Origin of the sequence: Savagea faecisuis (genome assembly GCF_042675605.1) — a bacterium.
Classification (GTDB): Bacteria; Bacillota; Bacilli; order Bacillales_A; family Planococcaceae; genus Savagea; species Savagea faecisuis.
Map to the genome: position 1 here is coordinate 1 of NZ_JBHTJF010000013.1, position 15918 is coordinate 15918.

Genomic DNA, 15918 nt, shown 5'->3' on the forward strand with positions numbered 1-15918 from the left:
TACATTTTACATGGAATCTCTCTTTTTTGTTAGTTTTTGGTGGTAAAAATTAGTTAATCAACAGACGTGTACGAATAAATGAAAAATCACGCATGAAACGCTATACATTTCATGCGTGATTTTTATATCGTTTGTTTTCTTTGATAGAAGCGGAGAATCGCATAATAAAGTACTGGAATACAAGAGGCACTCATAACGATTCCGAACCATCCAGCATATTCCCAAACAGGACTAAGTAAAGTACTCCCTCCTGCTACTCCAATATAATACGAAATTAAATATAAACTCGAGGCACTTCCTTTATGATGTGTTGCCTCTTGACTAACAGTCGTTGCCGTAAGAGAATGCGCAGTGAAAAAGCCTCCACAGACGACACACATCCCGATGACAACGATCGGAAGTGAATGACTCAATGTTAAAAGAACGCCACTCACTAAAACGAATAAAGCGATTGCCCGTACACGCTTTACCGTATAACGCGCAGCTAAATAACCCGCAATAGGCGCTCCGATAATCCCAAAACTGTATGCCGCATAAATGAGCGATATTTTATCGAGAGACAATGAAAACGGTGCTTCCGCTAAATAAAAGGGTAAATACGTCCACGTTCCTGTAAAGGATAACTGCAAAATAAATCCTAAACCGAACACCATTAACAATTTCGGATTGCGCAAATGATAAAAGAATCCGTCAATATCTTTTTTAAGCGAGACGACGCTTGGCGTGAAATAATTCGACTTCGGTAAAGTCATCATTAACAAAACTAAAATAACGATACCTGCACTTCCAATGATGAAAAAAGCGAGTTCCCAACTGTAACGCTCCGCAAGTATCCCTGTAAAAATCCGCCCGATCATTCCTCCGAGTCCATTGCACGATATGTATAGCGCTGTCGCGAGCCCTTGATACTTCGGGTGAATTTCCTCATTTAAATAAGCTAACCCGACGGCCGGCACTCCCGCCATCGTAAATCCTTGAATGAAACGCAACAATAAAATAAGTGAAAATGATGGCAAAAATGGAATGATAAAGAACGGAATAGCTGACAATAATAAAGACCATTTCACAAATTGTGAGCGCCCGTTCCGATCAGACAAAACCCCTACAACGACAAGCCCGCAAATAAGTCCGATTGTCATAATAGACATCGTCATACTGCTGAGCGATACGGAAACTTGAAACTGTTCTGTAAACTTCGGCATTAACGGCTGCGTCGCGTACATTGCCGAGAATGTGAACATACTCGCTAATCCTAACCCAAATACTAAAAACCAAAAAGCTCGATCTTGTAACGTATACCCTTCTTGCATGCGCTCTCCCCCTCATGATGTTTCATATGAAACATTTTCGTTTTGTATTGTTTCACGTATACTAAAGTAAAAAAGGTGACTTTTTATGAAAAAAACAATCGGTATTTTAGCACACGTCGATGCTGGTAAAACGACGTTCTCTGAACAATTGCTCGTTGCGACTGAATCGATTAAAACGAAAGGTCGTGTCGATGAAAAAACGGCGTTTCTCGACTATCATTCCGTCGAAAAAGAACGCGGCATTACAGTGTTTTCAGATGAGACGACATTTACCTATAAAGATGCTCACTATTACTTAATCGATACACCCGGACATCTCGATTTTTCACCTGAAATGGAACGTTCTATTCAAATGCTCGATTATGCGATTTTAATTATTAGCGCTCCTGATGGTGTTCAAGGCCATACCGAAAGCATTTGGGAACTATTACAACGATACCATATTCCGACATTTATTTTCTTTAATAAAATGGATCAACTGCATGAAGACTTCGAAACGGTATGTGACGAAGCGAGCAGCAGATTACAACGACCACTCCTCTCGTATGAACGAGCTTTTAACGAAGACATTATCGAACAGTTAGCAGAAGCAGATGAATCGTTAATCGAAGCATTTTTAAACGATACACTCTCTTTACATGATGCGGTTTTGCACTCAATTCAACATCAAAGTACATTGTTTTACGGTTCGGGATCTGCCCTTCACGATGAAGGCATTCTTCCCTTTTTCGACTTTTTCCACACGCATTCCCCTACTTCTTACGATGAAAAAGGCGAAGCGACAGGATTCGTCTACAAAATACGTGATGACGCACAAGGGCAAAAAAATACGTTTATTAAATTACAATCAGGAGCTTTAGAAGTACGTGATGACGTCATAATCGGGGACGAACAAGTGAAAATTACACAACTGCGTTCGTATCGTGGAGCTGGATTTCAAACAGTTCAACGTGCAGAAGCTGGTGAACTCGTAGCACTGCTCGGGGCGCGTGATGTGTCTGTTTATGACTGCTTACAAGGAGGACGCAAACGAGTCGAAGCGACATTTATTCCGACATTGCGTGCTCGCGTCATCGGTTCTGAAACCATTTCTCAACACGAACTCGTGAAAGTTTTTCAACGACTGGACGAGGAGGATGATTCTTTACAAGTACTGTGGGAACGAGAGAGTGCCGAACTGTACATTCACATTCTCGGACCGATTCAACTCGAAACGTTACAACAAACCGTGCTTGAACGATTTCAACTCTCTATTTCTTTCGGCGAGCCAATCGTCTTATATCGCGAAACGATTGAAGGAAGTACAGTCGGATACGGTCATTTCGAGCCCCTTCGTCACTATGCGGAAGTACATGTGCGCATCGAACAAGCACCGCTCAATAGTGGTATTCACGTTCAAGACGAGACGCATCCGAACGATATGACGAGCGGCAATCGAACAGAAATTCGAAATGCACTTTTAAAAAAGCCGATCCGCAGTATTTTAACAGGCGCACCATTAACGGATGTCACAATCACATGTATCGCTGGGCGTGGGCATAAAGAACATTCTTCACCAGGAGATTTTCGACAAGCGACGTGGAGAGCGGTTCGTCAAGGACTGGAAAAGGCGAAAGTACGCTTGCTGGAACCGATGTATACCGTCCAATTCACAATCCCCGAACAACATATCGGTAAGTTAATGACAGACATTCAACAATTGCACGGAACGTGTGAAGCACCTGTACAAAGAGGGACTTCTCTCGTTGTTAAAGCTGTCGTTCCCGTCGCACGTTTTTTACATTATCCCGAGCAATTTTATTCGTTTACGAAAGGTCTCGGTTCTTTACGATTTACGGTGACACATTTCGACTATTGTCACAATGAACAAGAAGTGATCGAAGCGAGTGTGTACGATTCAAATGCCGATCCACACTTTACATCGAGCTCTATTTTTTGCGCAAAAGGAGCGGGCTATTCTGTAAGTGGAGTGGAAGCAGAATCGATGATGCATATTGAAAAAGCCGAATGACTCAACAATCATTCGGCTTTTCTTTATAAAATCTCTTCCATGTATACCGTTTGTTCTCCAAACTTGCGATACGCAGCGTGATCAGTCGGTCCAGGACCATTTAAATAAGGAACTGCATGAACGATACCTGCTGTAATGAAGCGTTTCGCTATCAATACCGCTTCTGTTATCGGCTTCCCTTTCGCAAGTTCTGCTGTAATTGCCGCAGAATACGTGCATCCTGCACCATTCGTATGAATCGTATCAATACGAGGTGCGACGTAGCGATACAATGACTGTCCGTCATATAAAATATCAACGGCGGGACCGTCTAAACGGCCACCTTTTACTAAAACATATTGCGAACCGTACGTATGGAGACGACGAGCCGCATCGATTAAATCTACTTCTTCCTGTAAAGCATCGAGTGGCTCATTTAATAAATAAGCCGCTTCATACATATTCGGTGTCATGATTGTCGCTTGTGGTAATAAGTTTGCCTTCAACGCTTGAATTGCATCGTCCTTCAACAATTTTGACCCCATTTTGCCAATCATGACCGGGTCAATAACGATTGACGAAACTCCACTTTGATCAATTTGCCATGCGACCGCTTCAATAATTTCTTCTGTAAATAACATTCCCGTCTTTAACGCATCGCATCCGATATCCGTCAACATCGTATGAATTTGTGCTTCAATCGCTTCCACAGACTGCGGAAAAATCCCTTGATTCGTTTCAGGATGCTTCGCGACGAATGCTGTGATTGCGGCCACTCCGTACACGTCTAGCTCTTGAAATGTTTTAATATCTGCTTGAATGCCTGCTCCACCACGTGCGGCAGAACCAGCAATCGTCAATGCTCGTTTTTTCATATGTATTATGCAGCATCACATATTGTCATGCTGCTCCCTTCCTTTCACTCAAACAATGATGTCCCTAAAAAGAGTAAAGAACCTAAAGCAAAAACCATCACTAACATACGCAATCGTCGTTTACATTTCTCACACATCGCTTTTACCCCTTCATCGGTTTAATGACTGTTTCATAAAATTCAACATATGGATATAATGCATCTGGGTTGCGCATCGCTTCACGGTTCGCTACTTCTTCTAACGCTTCTCCTGACAAAATACGACGTACCGGTACTTCCATCTTTTTGTCAGTCAATGTGTACGGGATATCATTCACGACATATACCATATCTGGCACGTGACGAGCAGTATATTGTTCTTGAATACGCTCTTTTAAAATGTCTGTCGCTGCATCTGTCCATTGTGCTCCACCTTTTAACTTAATGAACAGTGGCATATACGATTTGACATCGCCAATATCGACATGCACGACGAGACTGTCATCGATGAGTGGATTCGCTTCAACGGCGTGATAAATCTCACTCGTTCCGATACGGACACCGCCACGATTTAACGTAGAGTCTGAACGACCATGCATAATGATGGATCCTGTATCTTTTATAATCTCAATAAAGTCTCCATGTCTCCACACTTTCGGATAAACGGAGAAATAACTCGCTTCATAACGAGCCCCTGTCGGATCGTCCCATAAATAAAGTGGCATCGACGGCATCGGATTGACAACGACGAGCTCCCCTATTTCATCGTATACACGTCTTCCCATTTCATCGAAAGCAAATACTGCTGCGCCGAGTGCTCGCACTTGAATTTCTCCAGCACGAACTGGCTCTGTCGGGATTGCTCCTACGAATCCTGAACAAATGTCAGTTCCACCACTTTGCGACGTCACCCACATGTCACGCTTCACATTGTCATAAAGCCAATGGTACACTTCTGGACTAGCCGGTGAACCGCTCAACACAATCGTCTTTAATTTGCTGAAATCATACGTCTCATTCGGCTTTTGATTTTGTTTACGCATCAGTTGAACGTAAGCGGGACTAGAACCAAACACCGTCGTCTTCGTCTGTTGGACCATATCCCAAATTTTCATCTCATCTGGATAAGCCGCATGACCGTCATATAAAACGATCGCCCCTTTCATTAACAAACTGCTCGTCAATAAATTGAACATCATCCAACCTGTCGTCGTATAGAAAAACATCGTATCACGATACGTTAAATCAAGATGGAAAGCATTCGCTTTGTACATTTCTAATAAAATGCCCCCGTGCGTATGCACCATCCCTTTCGGCTTTCCTGTCGTACCTGAAGAATACAAAATCCAAAGTTGATCATTAAATTTCATCTGTTCAAATTGGAAATCTTCGAGCGCAATCGGAGACGTATTCATAATTTCTGGCCATAAATGAATGTAATCATTTTTCGGCGCTGCAAAGACATAAGGGACGAAAATAATTCCTTCAACTGATGGGAGTTGCGCTTTCATTTGACGCACTTCTTCACGGCGATCGTACTGGATACCTTTATACGTGTAACCACCTACAGCGATAATTAACTTCGGTTTCACTTGTCCGAAACGCGCCATCGCACTTTCTAATCCAAAGTCTGGAGATACGCTCGTCCAAATGGCACCGACACTCGCTGTTGCTAAAAGTGAAACGACCGCTTCATAAATATTCGGCAAATACCCCGCGACACGATCTCCTTTACGAATGCCATGCTCACGTAAATACGTCGCTAATTTTAAAACATCATTCGTCAACTCTTTCCACGTTTTGACGACATCTGTTCGCGTTTCTGACTTCGAATAAACCGCGATTCGTGACAGGTCAGCATCTTTTAAAATATGCTCGGCATAGTTCGCATGCGCTCCTTCAAACCATTTCGTTTTCGGCATTTGTTTCGTCGACATGACAGCTTCATACGGTTCTTCATGATCAAATGGGAAGTATTCATAAATAGACTGCCAAAAATCTTCCATCTCTTCGACAGACCAGTGCCACAATTGCTCGTAATTTTTAAAGTCGAGCTGTTTTTCTTCTCGTAACCAGTTCATATATTTCGTAATGTTGGCGTTTTGTTTCGTCTTATCATTTGCACTCCATAAATACGTTCCTTCTCGAATTTCTTCAATCGGTGGTAACTTCGGTAGCCTTTTTCTAGACATTTGTATCTTCCTCCAACAATCTTGTTTTATTCTTATCCTTTCAACCAATACGTATTGCCTGAAGGATCTTTCACTTCATATCCATTTTGTTCGTTAGAAACGGAATAATTCGCTCCTTGTAAACGCTGGACAGCTTCTTCTAAAGCTTCTTTATTTTCAAATTGCATGATAGCACTACGTAAGCCTACTGTCTCCGGTTCAGGCGTCGGAATATTCGTACCGTTCCACACATTCACTGCGATGTGATGATGATACCCTTCCGTCGACATAAATAATGCGGTCGGCAATTCTGACACGACTTGAAAACCGAGCGTTTCATAAAATTGACGCGCTTCTTCTAATTGCGAAACGTGGAGATGGAGATGCCCCATTTTCGTACCTTCTGGTAAACCGTTCCACGCTTCTCCTTCACTTAACTGCAATAGTTGATTATGATCTAATTTCAATGTCGACATCGTCACATGTCCATTTTCCCACGTCCACATATCCGAATCGATATCTGCATATATTTCAATTCCATTGCCTTCTGGATCTGATAAGTAAAGGGCTTCACTGACGATATGATCAGCTGCTCCTAGCGGAATTTGAAGGTCAATTAAATGACGTAATACGACTCCTAAATCACGATTCGTCGGAACGAGTATTGCGAAATGGTACAAACCTGTCTCTTTACGTTGTTTCGGCTTCACTCCGACTGGCACATGCAATGTCAAAAATGCCTCGTCTCCTACTCCTAAAGTCGCTGTATCGACTGACTGTTCTAAAACGTGTAAGCCAATCACATTTTCATAAAATTGCACCATCGTCGTTAAATCGCTTACATTCAAATGTACGTGTGAAATAAATGTTGCTTCCCCCGTATGAAAATTTTTCATTTTGATCACATTCCTTTCTCTATAGTATACTCCTTTCCCTCCTCTTTTGAACTTCTAACCTACTGGATGTATTACAATATTGTAAAATCGTTCCGCTGCTGGCGAGAGCGCGACCGTATTTAAATAACAAATCCCAATTTGCCTTTGTGGGATCGGTTCTTCTAATTGCACTTCTCTTAAACTTCCTTCTCGGAAATATTCCGTCGCAAATTCTCTCGTCACTGCTGCCACTCCAAAATTCGTCTTCGCAAATTGCAAAAGCAAATCGTGAGAACCTAATTCAAACTCCGGCTCAATATCGACGCCCTTCAATTTCAAATACGATTCGACATATTGACGAGAATTCGATTTTCCTTCCAACATAATTAAAGGCAGTTTCGCGAGTTGTTCATACGAAACGATACCTTCTAATAGCTTTTGATACTTCTCTCCGTATACGAAAACATCTTGTACATCAAATGTAGGGATAATCGCTAACTGTTCATCCTCAATCGGCAAATTACATAATGCAATATCTAAATCTCCTTGCTTTAATAATTGTCTCAATTCATTCGTCGTTCCATTTTCTAAGCGAAATTTAATATTCGGATACAGACGATGAAACTGAGCTAAATATGGCATTAAATAATGACGCGATATCGCATCCCCTACACCTATCGCTAATTCTCCATAAGCGACACCCTTTAATTCATCCAATTTACGTTCTCCTGCTTCCAATAAATGAATGGCTGATTGCGCATATTCATAAAGTAATTCGCCTTCTTTCGTTAAATGCACTCCTTTCGTCGTACGATTAAATAAACGAACGTCCAATTGCTCTTCCAATTGACGAATCGATTGACTGACAGCTGGTTGCGTTAAATAAAGAGCTTCGGCCGCTTTCGAAAAACTCGCGTATTTTCCCACTTCATAAAAAATGCGGTATAAATCTAATTTAATCAATATAACCTCTCCTTATACCACTTATAGAATATATTAATTTTACTTATAGCATGAAAGTACGGTATAGTACAAGTGTACAAAATTGTCATTTTATCAATTTGAAGGAGCGATTTATAATGGAACGAGTAGTAGGAACAGTCTCAAGAGGTCTCCGTTGCCCAATTATTCTTGAAGGTGACGACATTGAACAAATCGTCGTCGACAGTGTTTTAAAAGCCGCAGAAGTGGAAGGGTTTGAAATTCGCGATCGCGACATCGTTTCAATTACGGAATCCATCGTCGCTCGTGCTCAAGGTAACTACGCAACAATTGATCAAATCGCACAAGATGTGCACGCAAAATTTAAAGATGAAACAATTGGGGTCATCTTCCCAATTTTAAGCCGTAACCGCTTTTCGAACATTTTACGAGGCGTAGCAAAAGGCTCTAAAAAAGTTGTCATTATGCTTAGCTATCCTGCGGATGAAGTCGGAAACCATTTAATTAGTTTAGACCAATTAGATGCGAAAGGTGTCAACCCGTGGACAGATGTTTTAACAGAAGCAGAATTCCGTGAATTGTTCGGATATCAAAAACATACATTCACTGGTGTCGACTATATCGAGTATTATCGTTCACTCGTTGAAGAATACGGCACAGAATGTGAAATTATTTTCTCTCAAAAACCAAAAACAATTTTAAAATATACGAAACATGTTCTCGCATGTGACATTCATACACGTTTCCGTACGAAGCGCATTTTAGAAGAAAATGGCGCAGAACTCGTACACACATTGGATGATATTTTAGCGCAGTCTGTTGACGGCAGTGGCTATAACGAACAGTTCGGCTTACTCGGATCAAACAAATCGACAGACGATGGTTTAAAATTATTCCCACGCGATTGCCAACCAGTCGTCGACAACATTCAAAAGAAGTTGAAAGAAGTGACTGGCAAACAAGTTGAAGTAATGGTATATGGAGACGGAGCATTCAAAGACCCTGCGGGGAAAATTTGGGAACTCGCTGATCCAGTCGTCTCTCCTGCTTTCACAGCTGGACTCGAAGGAAAACCGAATGAAGTGAAGCTTAAATATTTAGCAGATAACAACTTCGCTCATTTAGAAGGCGACGCTTTAAATGCAGCTTTACACGAATTTATTCAAAATAAAGACGAAGATTTAACAGATGCGGTCGAATCTCAAGGGACGACACCTCGTCGTTTAACAGATTTAATCGGTTCACTCTCTGACCTCACTTCAGGTAGTGGAGATAAAGGAACGCCGATCGTCTACATTCAAGGATACTTCGATAACTTCACACATTAATATTCGTTCGCAAACGATTTCGTCGTTTGCGAATTTTTTTGTTATACTTTCTGTATTGGTACAGATTTTATTTTTACTTTTCAAATATACTATTCGAGGTGAGCTTATGATTGAATGGAAAAAGAGAGACGCTATTATAGCAGGATGGACGATGAAAGATGACACAAAGCCGAGTCACTTTTCAATGGCACTTCATACCGGTCATCCACATGTGGATATTATAAAAAACCGGCAAACGTTAGCTGAAGCGATTCACTATCCGCTCGAACAATTCGTTTGTGCCCAACAAACGCATAGTGCGAACGTTCATAAAGTGACATACGAAGATGCAGGTCGTGGCGCTTTTTGTTATGAAGAAGGGATTCCAAATACAGATGCACTTTATACGAATGAATTCGATATCGTTCTTTCCACATTTGTCGCCGATTGTATTCCCCTCCTCTTTTACAACGAACGAGATCATATCATTGGTGCCATTCACTCAGGTTGGCAAGGTACACTTCAAAACATCGTCGGCACAACATTTGCAACGATTCAAAATAATGAGCGATGCAGCATGAAAGACTTTCACGTATTCGTCGGTCCTTCCATCCAACAACACAATTTCGAAGTGGACCGCGATGTATATGAGAAATTCGCGAAACTCGATGGTACTTTACCGTTCATTCATTTTAAAGAAGAAACGAATAAGTGGCATATCGATACGCGCGCAATCGTGCAACAACAGCTCATCCAATCCGGCATTCCAGCGCACCATCTCCATTTCGACGAGCGCTGCACATTCGATACGTCAAACGCTTTTTCTTATCGACGTAATCGTCAATGTGGACGTCATCTCGGCTTTATCGTCCAAAAGAAAAACGACTAGAAAACTAGTCGTTTTTTACGTCCCACAAAAAGTTTGATGTATTCTCGATTTTTCTTCTTCTGGTAATCGGTATGCCAATTGCTCTTCTGTATATGCGAAAGGCTCGCGACTTAACTGAAGCAAGCGTTCTAACAAAGTACGGTCATTCGTCAATTCCATCCGTTCAATCGCTTGGTCGACGAGATAATTGCGCGGAATGAAAGCAGGATTCACTTCTTGCATTTTTTGAAGCTCCTGTTCTCTTCCTTTTGTCGCTTGTTGCCATTTCACGTACCAATCTTTCATCTCTTCGGAACGTTCCAATTGTAAGCCTTCTTCGTTTTTCACTGTTAAATCTCGGAATGTTTCCGTCCAATCGCGCTGTTCACGGCGCATACAGACGAATAATTCATCGAGTAATGCTTCTTCTCCTTCACGCAAAGCGAGTTTCTTTCGCATTTCTTCTAGCCAATAATGTTCAAATAAAGGGCCATACGCATTTAATTCACGTTGTGCGATTTCAAGTCCTTCTTCTCCTTCTCCAAACAACGGCAATAACGTCTCGACGAATCTCGCTAAATTCCATCCGCCGATTTGGGGTTGGCGACCGTATGCGTATCTTCCTTGCGCATCGATCGAACTAAATACTGTATCCGGATCGTATTGATTCATAAAAGCACACGGCCCGTAATCGATCGTCTCTCCGCTAATCGTCATATTGTCCGTATTCATTACACCATGAATAAATCCGACCGCTTGCCATTTCGCAATGAGTGCCGCTTGTCGTTTCATCACTTCACGAAATAGTGAAATGTAACGATTGTTAGCGTTATCCACATGTGGATAATGTTTTTGAATCGCATAATCCGCTAAAATTTTCACATCATCGATCGTTCCGTAATGATAGGCGTACTGAAACGTTCCAACTCGCAAATGGCTACTCGCTACTCTGACGACGAGTGCTCCACGATGAGCACGTTCGCGCCACACCGTCTCTCCCGTTTCAATGACCGCTAAACTGCGTGTTGTTGGAATATTTAAATGGAAAAGGGCTTCGCTCATCACATATTCACGCAACATCGGACCGAGTCCTGCTCGTCCATCGCCTCGTCTTGAAAAAGGAGTTTGACCGCTTCCTTTTAACTGAAGATCCACAACACTGCGCTCTGTTTCAAGCTCTCCTAACAAGATTGCACGACCATCCCCAAGCATCGTTAAATGACCGAACTGATGGCCCATATACGCTTGTGCGAGAGGTTCCCAATGATCATCTAACTGTGCACCACTCAACTTTAAAAGACCTATTTCATCGTGCCAATCGGTTAATTGCAATTGTTCAGCGAGCGACTCATTCCATAACACGAAAGAAGGATCCTTCGCTACACTCGGCAAAACATCTTGATAAAACATCCGGGGTAACGTACGGTAACTCGATGTCCACTTCATCTATTTAACCTCCTAGGGAAAAAAAGGCCGTCTCTTTTAGGAGACAGCCTTTCGTTTTATTTCGTTAATTTTAATGATTTTGATGTTGCTTCATGCACTTCTTTAAATAACTCTGGGTTTTCAGAAAGTGCGACACCATATGATGGAATCATTTCTTTAATTTTTGGCTCCCACTCTTGCATTTCTTCTGGGAAGCAACGGTTCATCACATCAAGCATGACATGAACTGCTGTTGAAGCACCTGGTGAAGCACCGAGTAATGCCGCAACTGTTCCTGCTTCATCCGTCACAACTTCCGTACCGAATTGGAGCTTACCTTTTTCTTCAGGTGTATCTTTAATAACTTGGACACGTTGACCCGCAACGATTAACTCCCAGTCTTCTTCTTTCGCATCTGGAATGAATGAACGTAATTCTTCCATACGTTGTTCTTTCGATTGCACTAATTGTTCTACTAAATATTTCGTTAAGCTCATATTTTTAGCACCACATGCAAGCATCGTCACTAAGTTGTTCGGTTTAACAGAGCCGAATAAGTCCATATTCGATCCTGTTTTTAAGAACTTCGGTGAGAAACCTGCGAACGGTCCAAACAATAATGATTTTTCGTTATCGATGTAACGTGTATCTAAGTGTGGAACAGACATCGGTGGTGCACCGACTGCTGCTTTTCCGTACACTTTCGCATTATGTTTTTCAACGATTTCAGGATTGTTACAAACCATGAAGATTCCGCTAATTGGGAAACCACCGATCTGTTTACTTTCCGGAATACCTGTCTTCTGAAGTAATGGCAAGCTTCCGCCACCGCCACCGATGAAGACAAATTTCGCTGATTGGAATTTACGAATATTGTTTTTCGTATCTAAAATCTTTAAGTCCCAACGACCGTCTGGACGGCGTGTAATATCTTCAACGACATGGTTGTATTCGACATCTACACCTTGTTGTTCGAGGTTTTCGAACATCATGCGTGTAAGTGCTCCAAAGTTCACATCTGTTCCGATATCAATTTTCGTCGCAGCGAGTGGTTCTCCGCCTGCTGTACGGTTTTCCATCATCAATGGAAGCCATTCTTTTAATTTTTCAAGGTCATCCGAAAATTCCATCCCTTTAAAGAGTGGATTTTGAATCATCGTTTCATAACGATTTTTCAAGAAACGGACATTGTCTTCCCCTTGAACATAGCTAACGTGAGGAAGTGGCATAATAAAATCTTCTGGATTTTTGATAAGACCTTGTTCAACTAAGTAAGACCAAAATTGACGAGATACTTGGAATTGTTCGTTCACTGAAATAGCTTTGCTCATATCGATTGAACCATCTTCTAATTCTTTCGTATAGTTCAACTCACATAATGCAGCGTGCCCTGTTCCAGCGTTATTTAATTCATGTGAACTTTCTTCTCCTGCAGCGTCAAGCTTCTCAAATACTGTGATGTTCCATTCTGGTGCGAGTTGCTTTAAAAGAGTTCCTAATGTAGCACTCATGACACCAGCGCCGATTAAAATAACGTCTGTATTCATCTGTTGATTAGTCATCTTTACCTTCCTTACTTTTTTATCGATACTCAAAAGAATCCGAAAAAATGCACATTCCTATTCGCTCACGGGTTCTTCTGGAATTGTATAACCTATCCAATAGTTTAACATATTTTATACAAAGAAGTTACGAGAATGATCAACTTTTCACAATCAATTATGGCAATATGTTTTAGAATAGTATGGTAAAAATAATCTCAACCGTTTTTTACATCCTTTTATCGCAAGATATGCTCATTAAAACGTTTTCACTCTATATTTTCAAAAGTGCAAAATAATAATTGAACCATTTACAAATCTTTAATAAATGTTCATTTTTAATCGATTTTTTTGTAAAGAGAAACCTTTGTCACATCGTCGTCTTTATAATAATTGACTGAAATCAATTGCCCTTCTATATTGATGAAATCATGTTCTAAATGATTTTCAGGACCGTCACTCCAAACCTGTTCTTCATCATTCACTTCGTATGTCGTCACATCAAATAAAGCATAATCCTCTTCTTCTTTCACTAAATCATATTCGTCATATTGATCGCGTTCTGACTTCGCAAACTCTCCGTTGTCGTTGTAATACAATTTTTTGAACGCTTTATAATTCGTTTCGTCAATGTCTCGTTCGCGTAAAATTTGATTGTCTTTAAATTGATATTGATATTTTCGCGTCACTTCACGATACAACTCTCCCGTATCGCTATAGTAATGACGGTTATAAGACTCATATGTACATTGCTTTTTAATGTGATCGTCTTGGAGCCGGTATAATCTTCTAACGGAACCGCTTCGTAATCTTCAAAATAGTTCCCTTCTAACTCCCCTTCTGACACTTTCTCGTACGTTCCATAATATTCAGCATACCGCTCAGCCTTCCCACTACTTCCTACTTTCATGCCGTTCGAGGACGAACAAGCGCCGAGTATTAAACTCATGACGACGGCTAAAATAATAAACTGGGTTTTCTTCACTCAAAATACTCCTTTCTTTTGCCATCATAATCGTACCATACGATATATGATTCTTTGTCATTTATGATACGGTTCTCCGTTCATGATGCGGAAGGCGCGGTAAATTTGTTCGACTAAAATGAGGCGCATTAGTTGGTGAGGGAAAGTCATTTTGGAGAAGCTGAGCTTTGCGTCTGCTCGCTTTAACACGTCTTCATGTATGCCGAGTGATCCTCCGATAATAAACGTAATTTTACTGTTGCCGTACGTCATGAGTGATTCGATTTCAGAAGAGAGTTGTTCGCTCGTCCACATCTTTCCTTGTAGGTCGAGCGCGATGACGTATTCTTGTGCGCCGATTTTCGCTAAAATGCGCTCTCCTTCTTTTTTCTTCACTAATTCCATTTCACTTTCACTCAATTGTTCTGGCGCTTTTTCGTCAGGGACTTCAATCATTTTCATCTTCGTATACGCCTGCAATCGTTTTTCAAATTCAGCGATGCCTAACTTCAAATACTTCTCTTTTAACTTTCCGACTGAGATGATTGTCATTTGCATAATATTTTTTCCTCCACTTATCCACAAGTTATCTACATATTGTGGATGAATGTATGTTCGCCACTATATGTATGGTTTTTGTAAATGTCTTTAATATTGTGGATAACTTTTTCATTTTTTGAAAATTACTTTCTTTATTCCTTTTTCATTTTAACGATTCAAGCTAGACATATCAAGCTGTACAACGATTTCAAATCATCTGATAATTAGTGTTTTAATATATCCACAATTTAATCAAGTTATCCACACTTGCTTTCTTTTCAATAAAAAAACATCGTTTTGTAAATTTTCATTACAAAACGATGTACTGTGGATAACTGTTTATACATTCATTAATTTTGTCGGAATATCTGGATCCGTATCAAACAATTGCACTTGATGATCGACCGGTACATCAAATGACTGCAATATTTGAGATACCGTCATACGAGCTAATTCTTTCATATTGTTATCTTTACTTAAGTGAGCTAAAAATATTTTAGTCTCTTTATCTCCAATGACATCACTCATCGCCACTGCCGCATCTTCGTTGGAAACGTGGCCGACGTCGCTTAAAATTCGATGTTTCACCGACCATGGATAACGACACATTTGCAACATGCCGACGTCGTGGTTCGATTCAAAGACGAATGCGTCCGCCGCTTGAATGATGCCTTTCATACGATCGCTCACATAGCCCGTATCTGTAATGATCGCGAGTTTTCGATCATTTGCATGCATCGTATAAAACATCGGGTCTGCAGCGTCGTGAGAGACTCCAAATGATTCGATTTGAAGTCCTCCGAATGATTCGACGCTTTCCATTTTAAAATTGTATTGTAAGTCGGACGGAACATGGCCAATCGATTTGCTCATCGCCGCCCATGTTTTTTCATTCGCGTAAATCGGTAGTTTGTACTTGCGTGCAAGTACGCCTACCCCTTTAATATGGTCACTATGCTCATGCGTCACAAAGACCGCTTCTACATCATCGATAGAGCGACCGATTGCGGTGAGCTGTTCTGTCATTCGTTTGGCGCTCAGTCCAGCATCGATTAAATAACCTTTGCCTTCATGTTCGACGTAGAGCGAATTTCCAGTACTCCCACTCGCTAACACACTAAACTGCATTTCG

At 41.1% G+C, this 15918-nt stretch carries 14 protein-coding genes; 3 read left to right on the forward strand and 11 right to left on the reverse strand.

The features are described 5' to 3' along the window. Positions 1-122 precede the first annotated feature (122 nt). Positions 123-1310: an MFS transporter gene (locus ACFQ0V_RS02945; protein WP_381009451.1), complete on the reverse strand. Its 1188-nt coding sequence runs from the start codon at positions 1308-1310 to the stop codon at positions 123-125. Positions 1311-1395: 85 nt separating this feature from the next. Here ACFQ0V_RS02945 and ACFQ0V_RS02950 point away from each other — a divergent pair, with 85 nt between their 5' ends. Continuing rightward, entirely contained in the window at positions 1396-3321 is a 1926-nt protein-coding gene (locus ACFQ0V_RS02950; protein ID WP_381009453.1) for a GTP-binding protein, read from the forward strand. A gap of 23 nt (positions 3322-3344) precedes the next feature. Here the strand turns inward: ACFQ0V_RS02950 and thiD are convergent, their stop codons facing one another. From thiD to ACFQ0V_RS02970, 4 genes are all read right to left on the reverse strand, one after another. Beyond that, positions 3345-4175, reverse strand: a complete 831-nt coding sequence (gene thiD, locus ACFQ0V_RS02955) for a bifunctional hydroxymethylpyrimidine kinase/phosphomethylpyrimidine kinase (protein ID WP_381009455.1) — start codon at positions 4173-4175, stop codon at positions 3345-3347. A 142-nt stretch (positions 4176-4317) separates the two neighbouring features. Then, complete coding sequence (locus tag ACFQ0V_RS02960) at positions 4318-6345, reverse strand: acetoacetate--CoA ligase (RefSeq protein WP_381009457.1); 2028 nt, start codon at positions 6343-6345, stop codon at positions 4318-4320. A 32-nt stretch (positions 6346-6377) separates the two neighbouring features. Next, positions 6378-7220 carry a VOC family protein gene (locus tag ACFQ0V_RS02965; RefSeq protein ID WP_381009459.1) on the reverse strand — a complete coding sequence of 281 codons (843 nt, stop codon included), beginning with the start codon at positions 7218-7220 and terminating at the stop codon, positions 6378-6380. A gap of 54 nt (positions 7221-7274) precedes the next feature. After that, complete coding sequence (locus ACFQ0V_RS02970; protein ID WP_381009559.1) at positions 7275-8165, reverse strand: LysR family transcriptional regulator; 891 nt, start codon at positions 8163-8165, stop codon at positions 7275-7277. A gap of 113 nt (positions 8166-8278) precedes the next feature. On the opposite strand from ACFQ0V_RS02970, the gene ACFQ0V_RS02975 reads away from it, so the two are divergent. Together ACFQ0V_RS02975 and pgeF are read left to right on the forward strand one after the other, a co-directional pair. Beyond that, a complete protein-coding gene (locus ACFQ0V_RS02975; protein ID WP_381009461.1) occupies positions 8279-9469 on the forward strand; it encodes a coenzyme F420-0:L-glutamate ligase in 1191 nt (396 codons plus the stop codon). 106 nt (positions 9470-9575) lie between these two features. Further along, complete coding sequence (gene pgeF / locus ACFQ0V_RS02980; protein ID WP_381009463.1) at positions 9576-10337, forward strand: peptidoglycan editing factor PgeF; 762 nt, start codon at positions 9576-9578, stop codon at positions 10335-10337. Positions 10338-10352: 15 nt separating this feature from the next. Here pgeF and ACFQ0V_RS02985 read toward each other — a convergent pair whose 3' ends face one another. The 6 genes from ACFQ0V_RS02985 to ACFQ0V_RS03010 form a co-directional block, all read right to left on the reverse strand. Further along, positions 10353-11762, reverse strand: a complete 1410-nt coding sequence (locus ACFQ0V_RS02985) for a protein adenylyltransferase SelO (RefSeq protein WP_381009465.1) — start codon at positions 11760-11762, stop codon at positions 10353-10355. A gap of 56 nt (positions 11763-11818) precedes the next feature. After that, complete coding sequence (gene mqo / locus ACFQ0V_RS02990; protein ID WP_381009562.1) at positions 11819-13330, reverse strand: malate dehydrogenase (quinone); 1512 nt, start codon at positions 13328-13330, stop codon at positions 11819-11821. A 290-nt stretch (positions 13331-13620) separates the two neighbouring features. After that, complete coding sequence (locus ACFQ0V_RS02995) at positions 13621-13971, reverse strand: hypothetical protein (RefSeq protein WP_381009468.1); 351 nt, start codon at positions 13969-13971, stop codon at positions 13621-13623. Then, entirely contained in the window at positions 13968-14267 is a 300-nt protein-coding gene (locus tag ACFQ0V_RS03000) for a hypothetical protein (RefSeq protein WP_381009471.1), read from the reverse strand. The genes ACFQ0V_RS02995 and ACFQ0V_RS03000 overlap by 4 nt, the downstream gene beginning before the upstream one ends. Before the next feature lie 57 nt (positions 14268-14324). Beyond that, complete coding sequence (rlmH, locus tag ACFQ0V_RS03005) at positions 14325-14804, reverse strand: 23S rRNA (pseudouridine(1915)-N(3))-methyltransferase RlmH (protein WP_194563597.1); 480 nt, start codon at positions 14802-14804, stop codon at positions 14325-14327. A 321-nt stretch (positions 14805-15125) separates the two neighbouring features. Continuing rightward, positions 15126-15914 carry an MBL fold metallo-hydrolase gene (locus ACFQ0V_RS03010; protein WP_381009473.1) on the reverse strand — a complete coding sequence of 263 codons (789 nt, stop codon included), beginning with the start codon at positions 15912-15914 and terminating at the stop codon, positions 15126-15128. Positions 15915-15918: the final 4 nt, after the last annotated feature.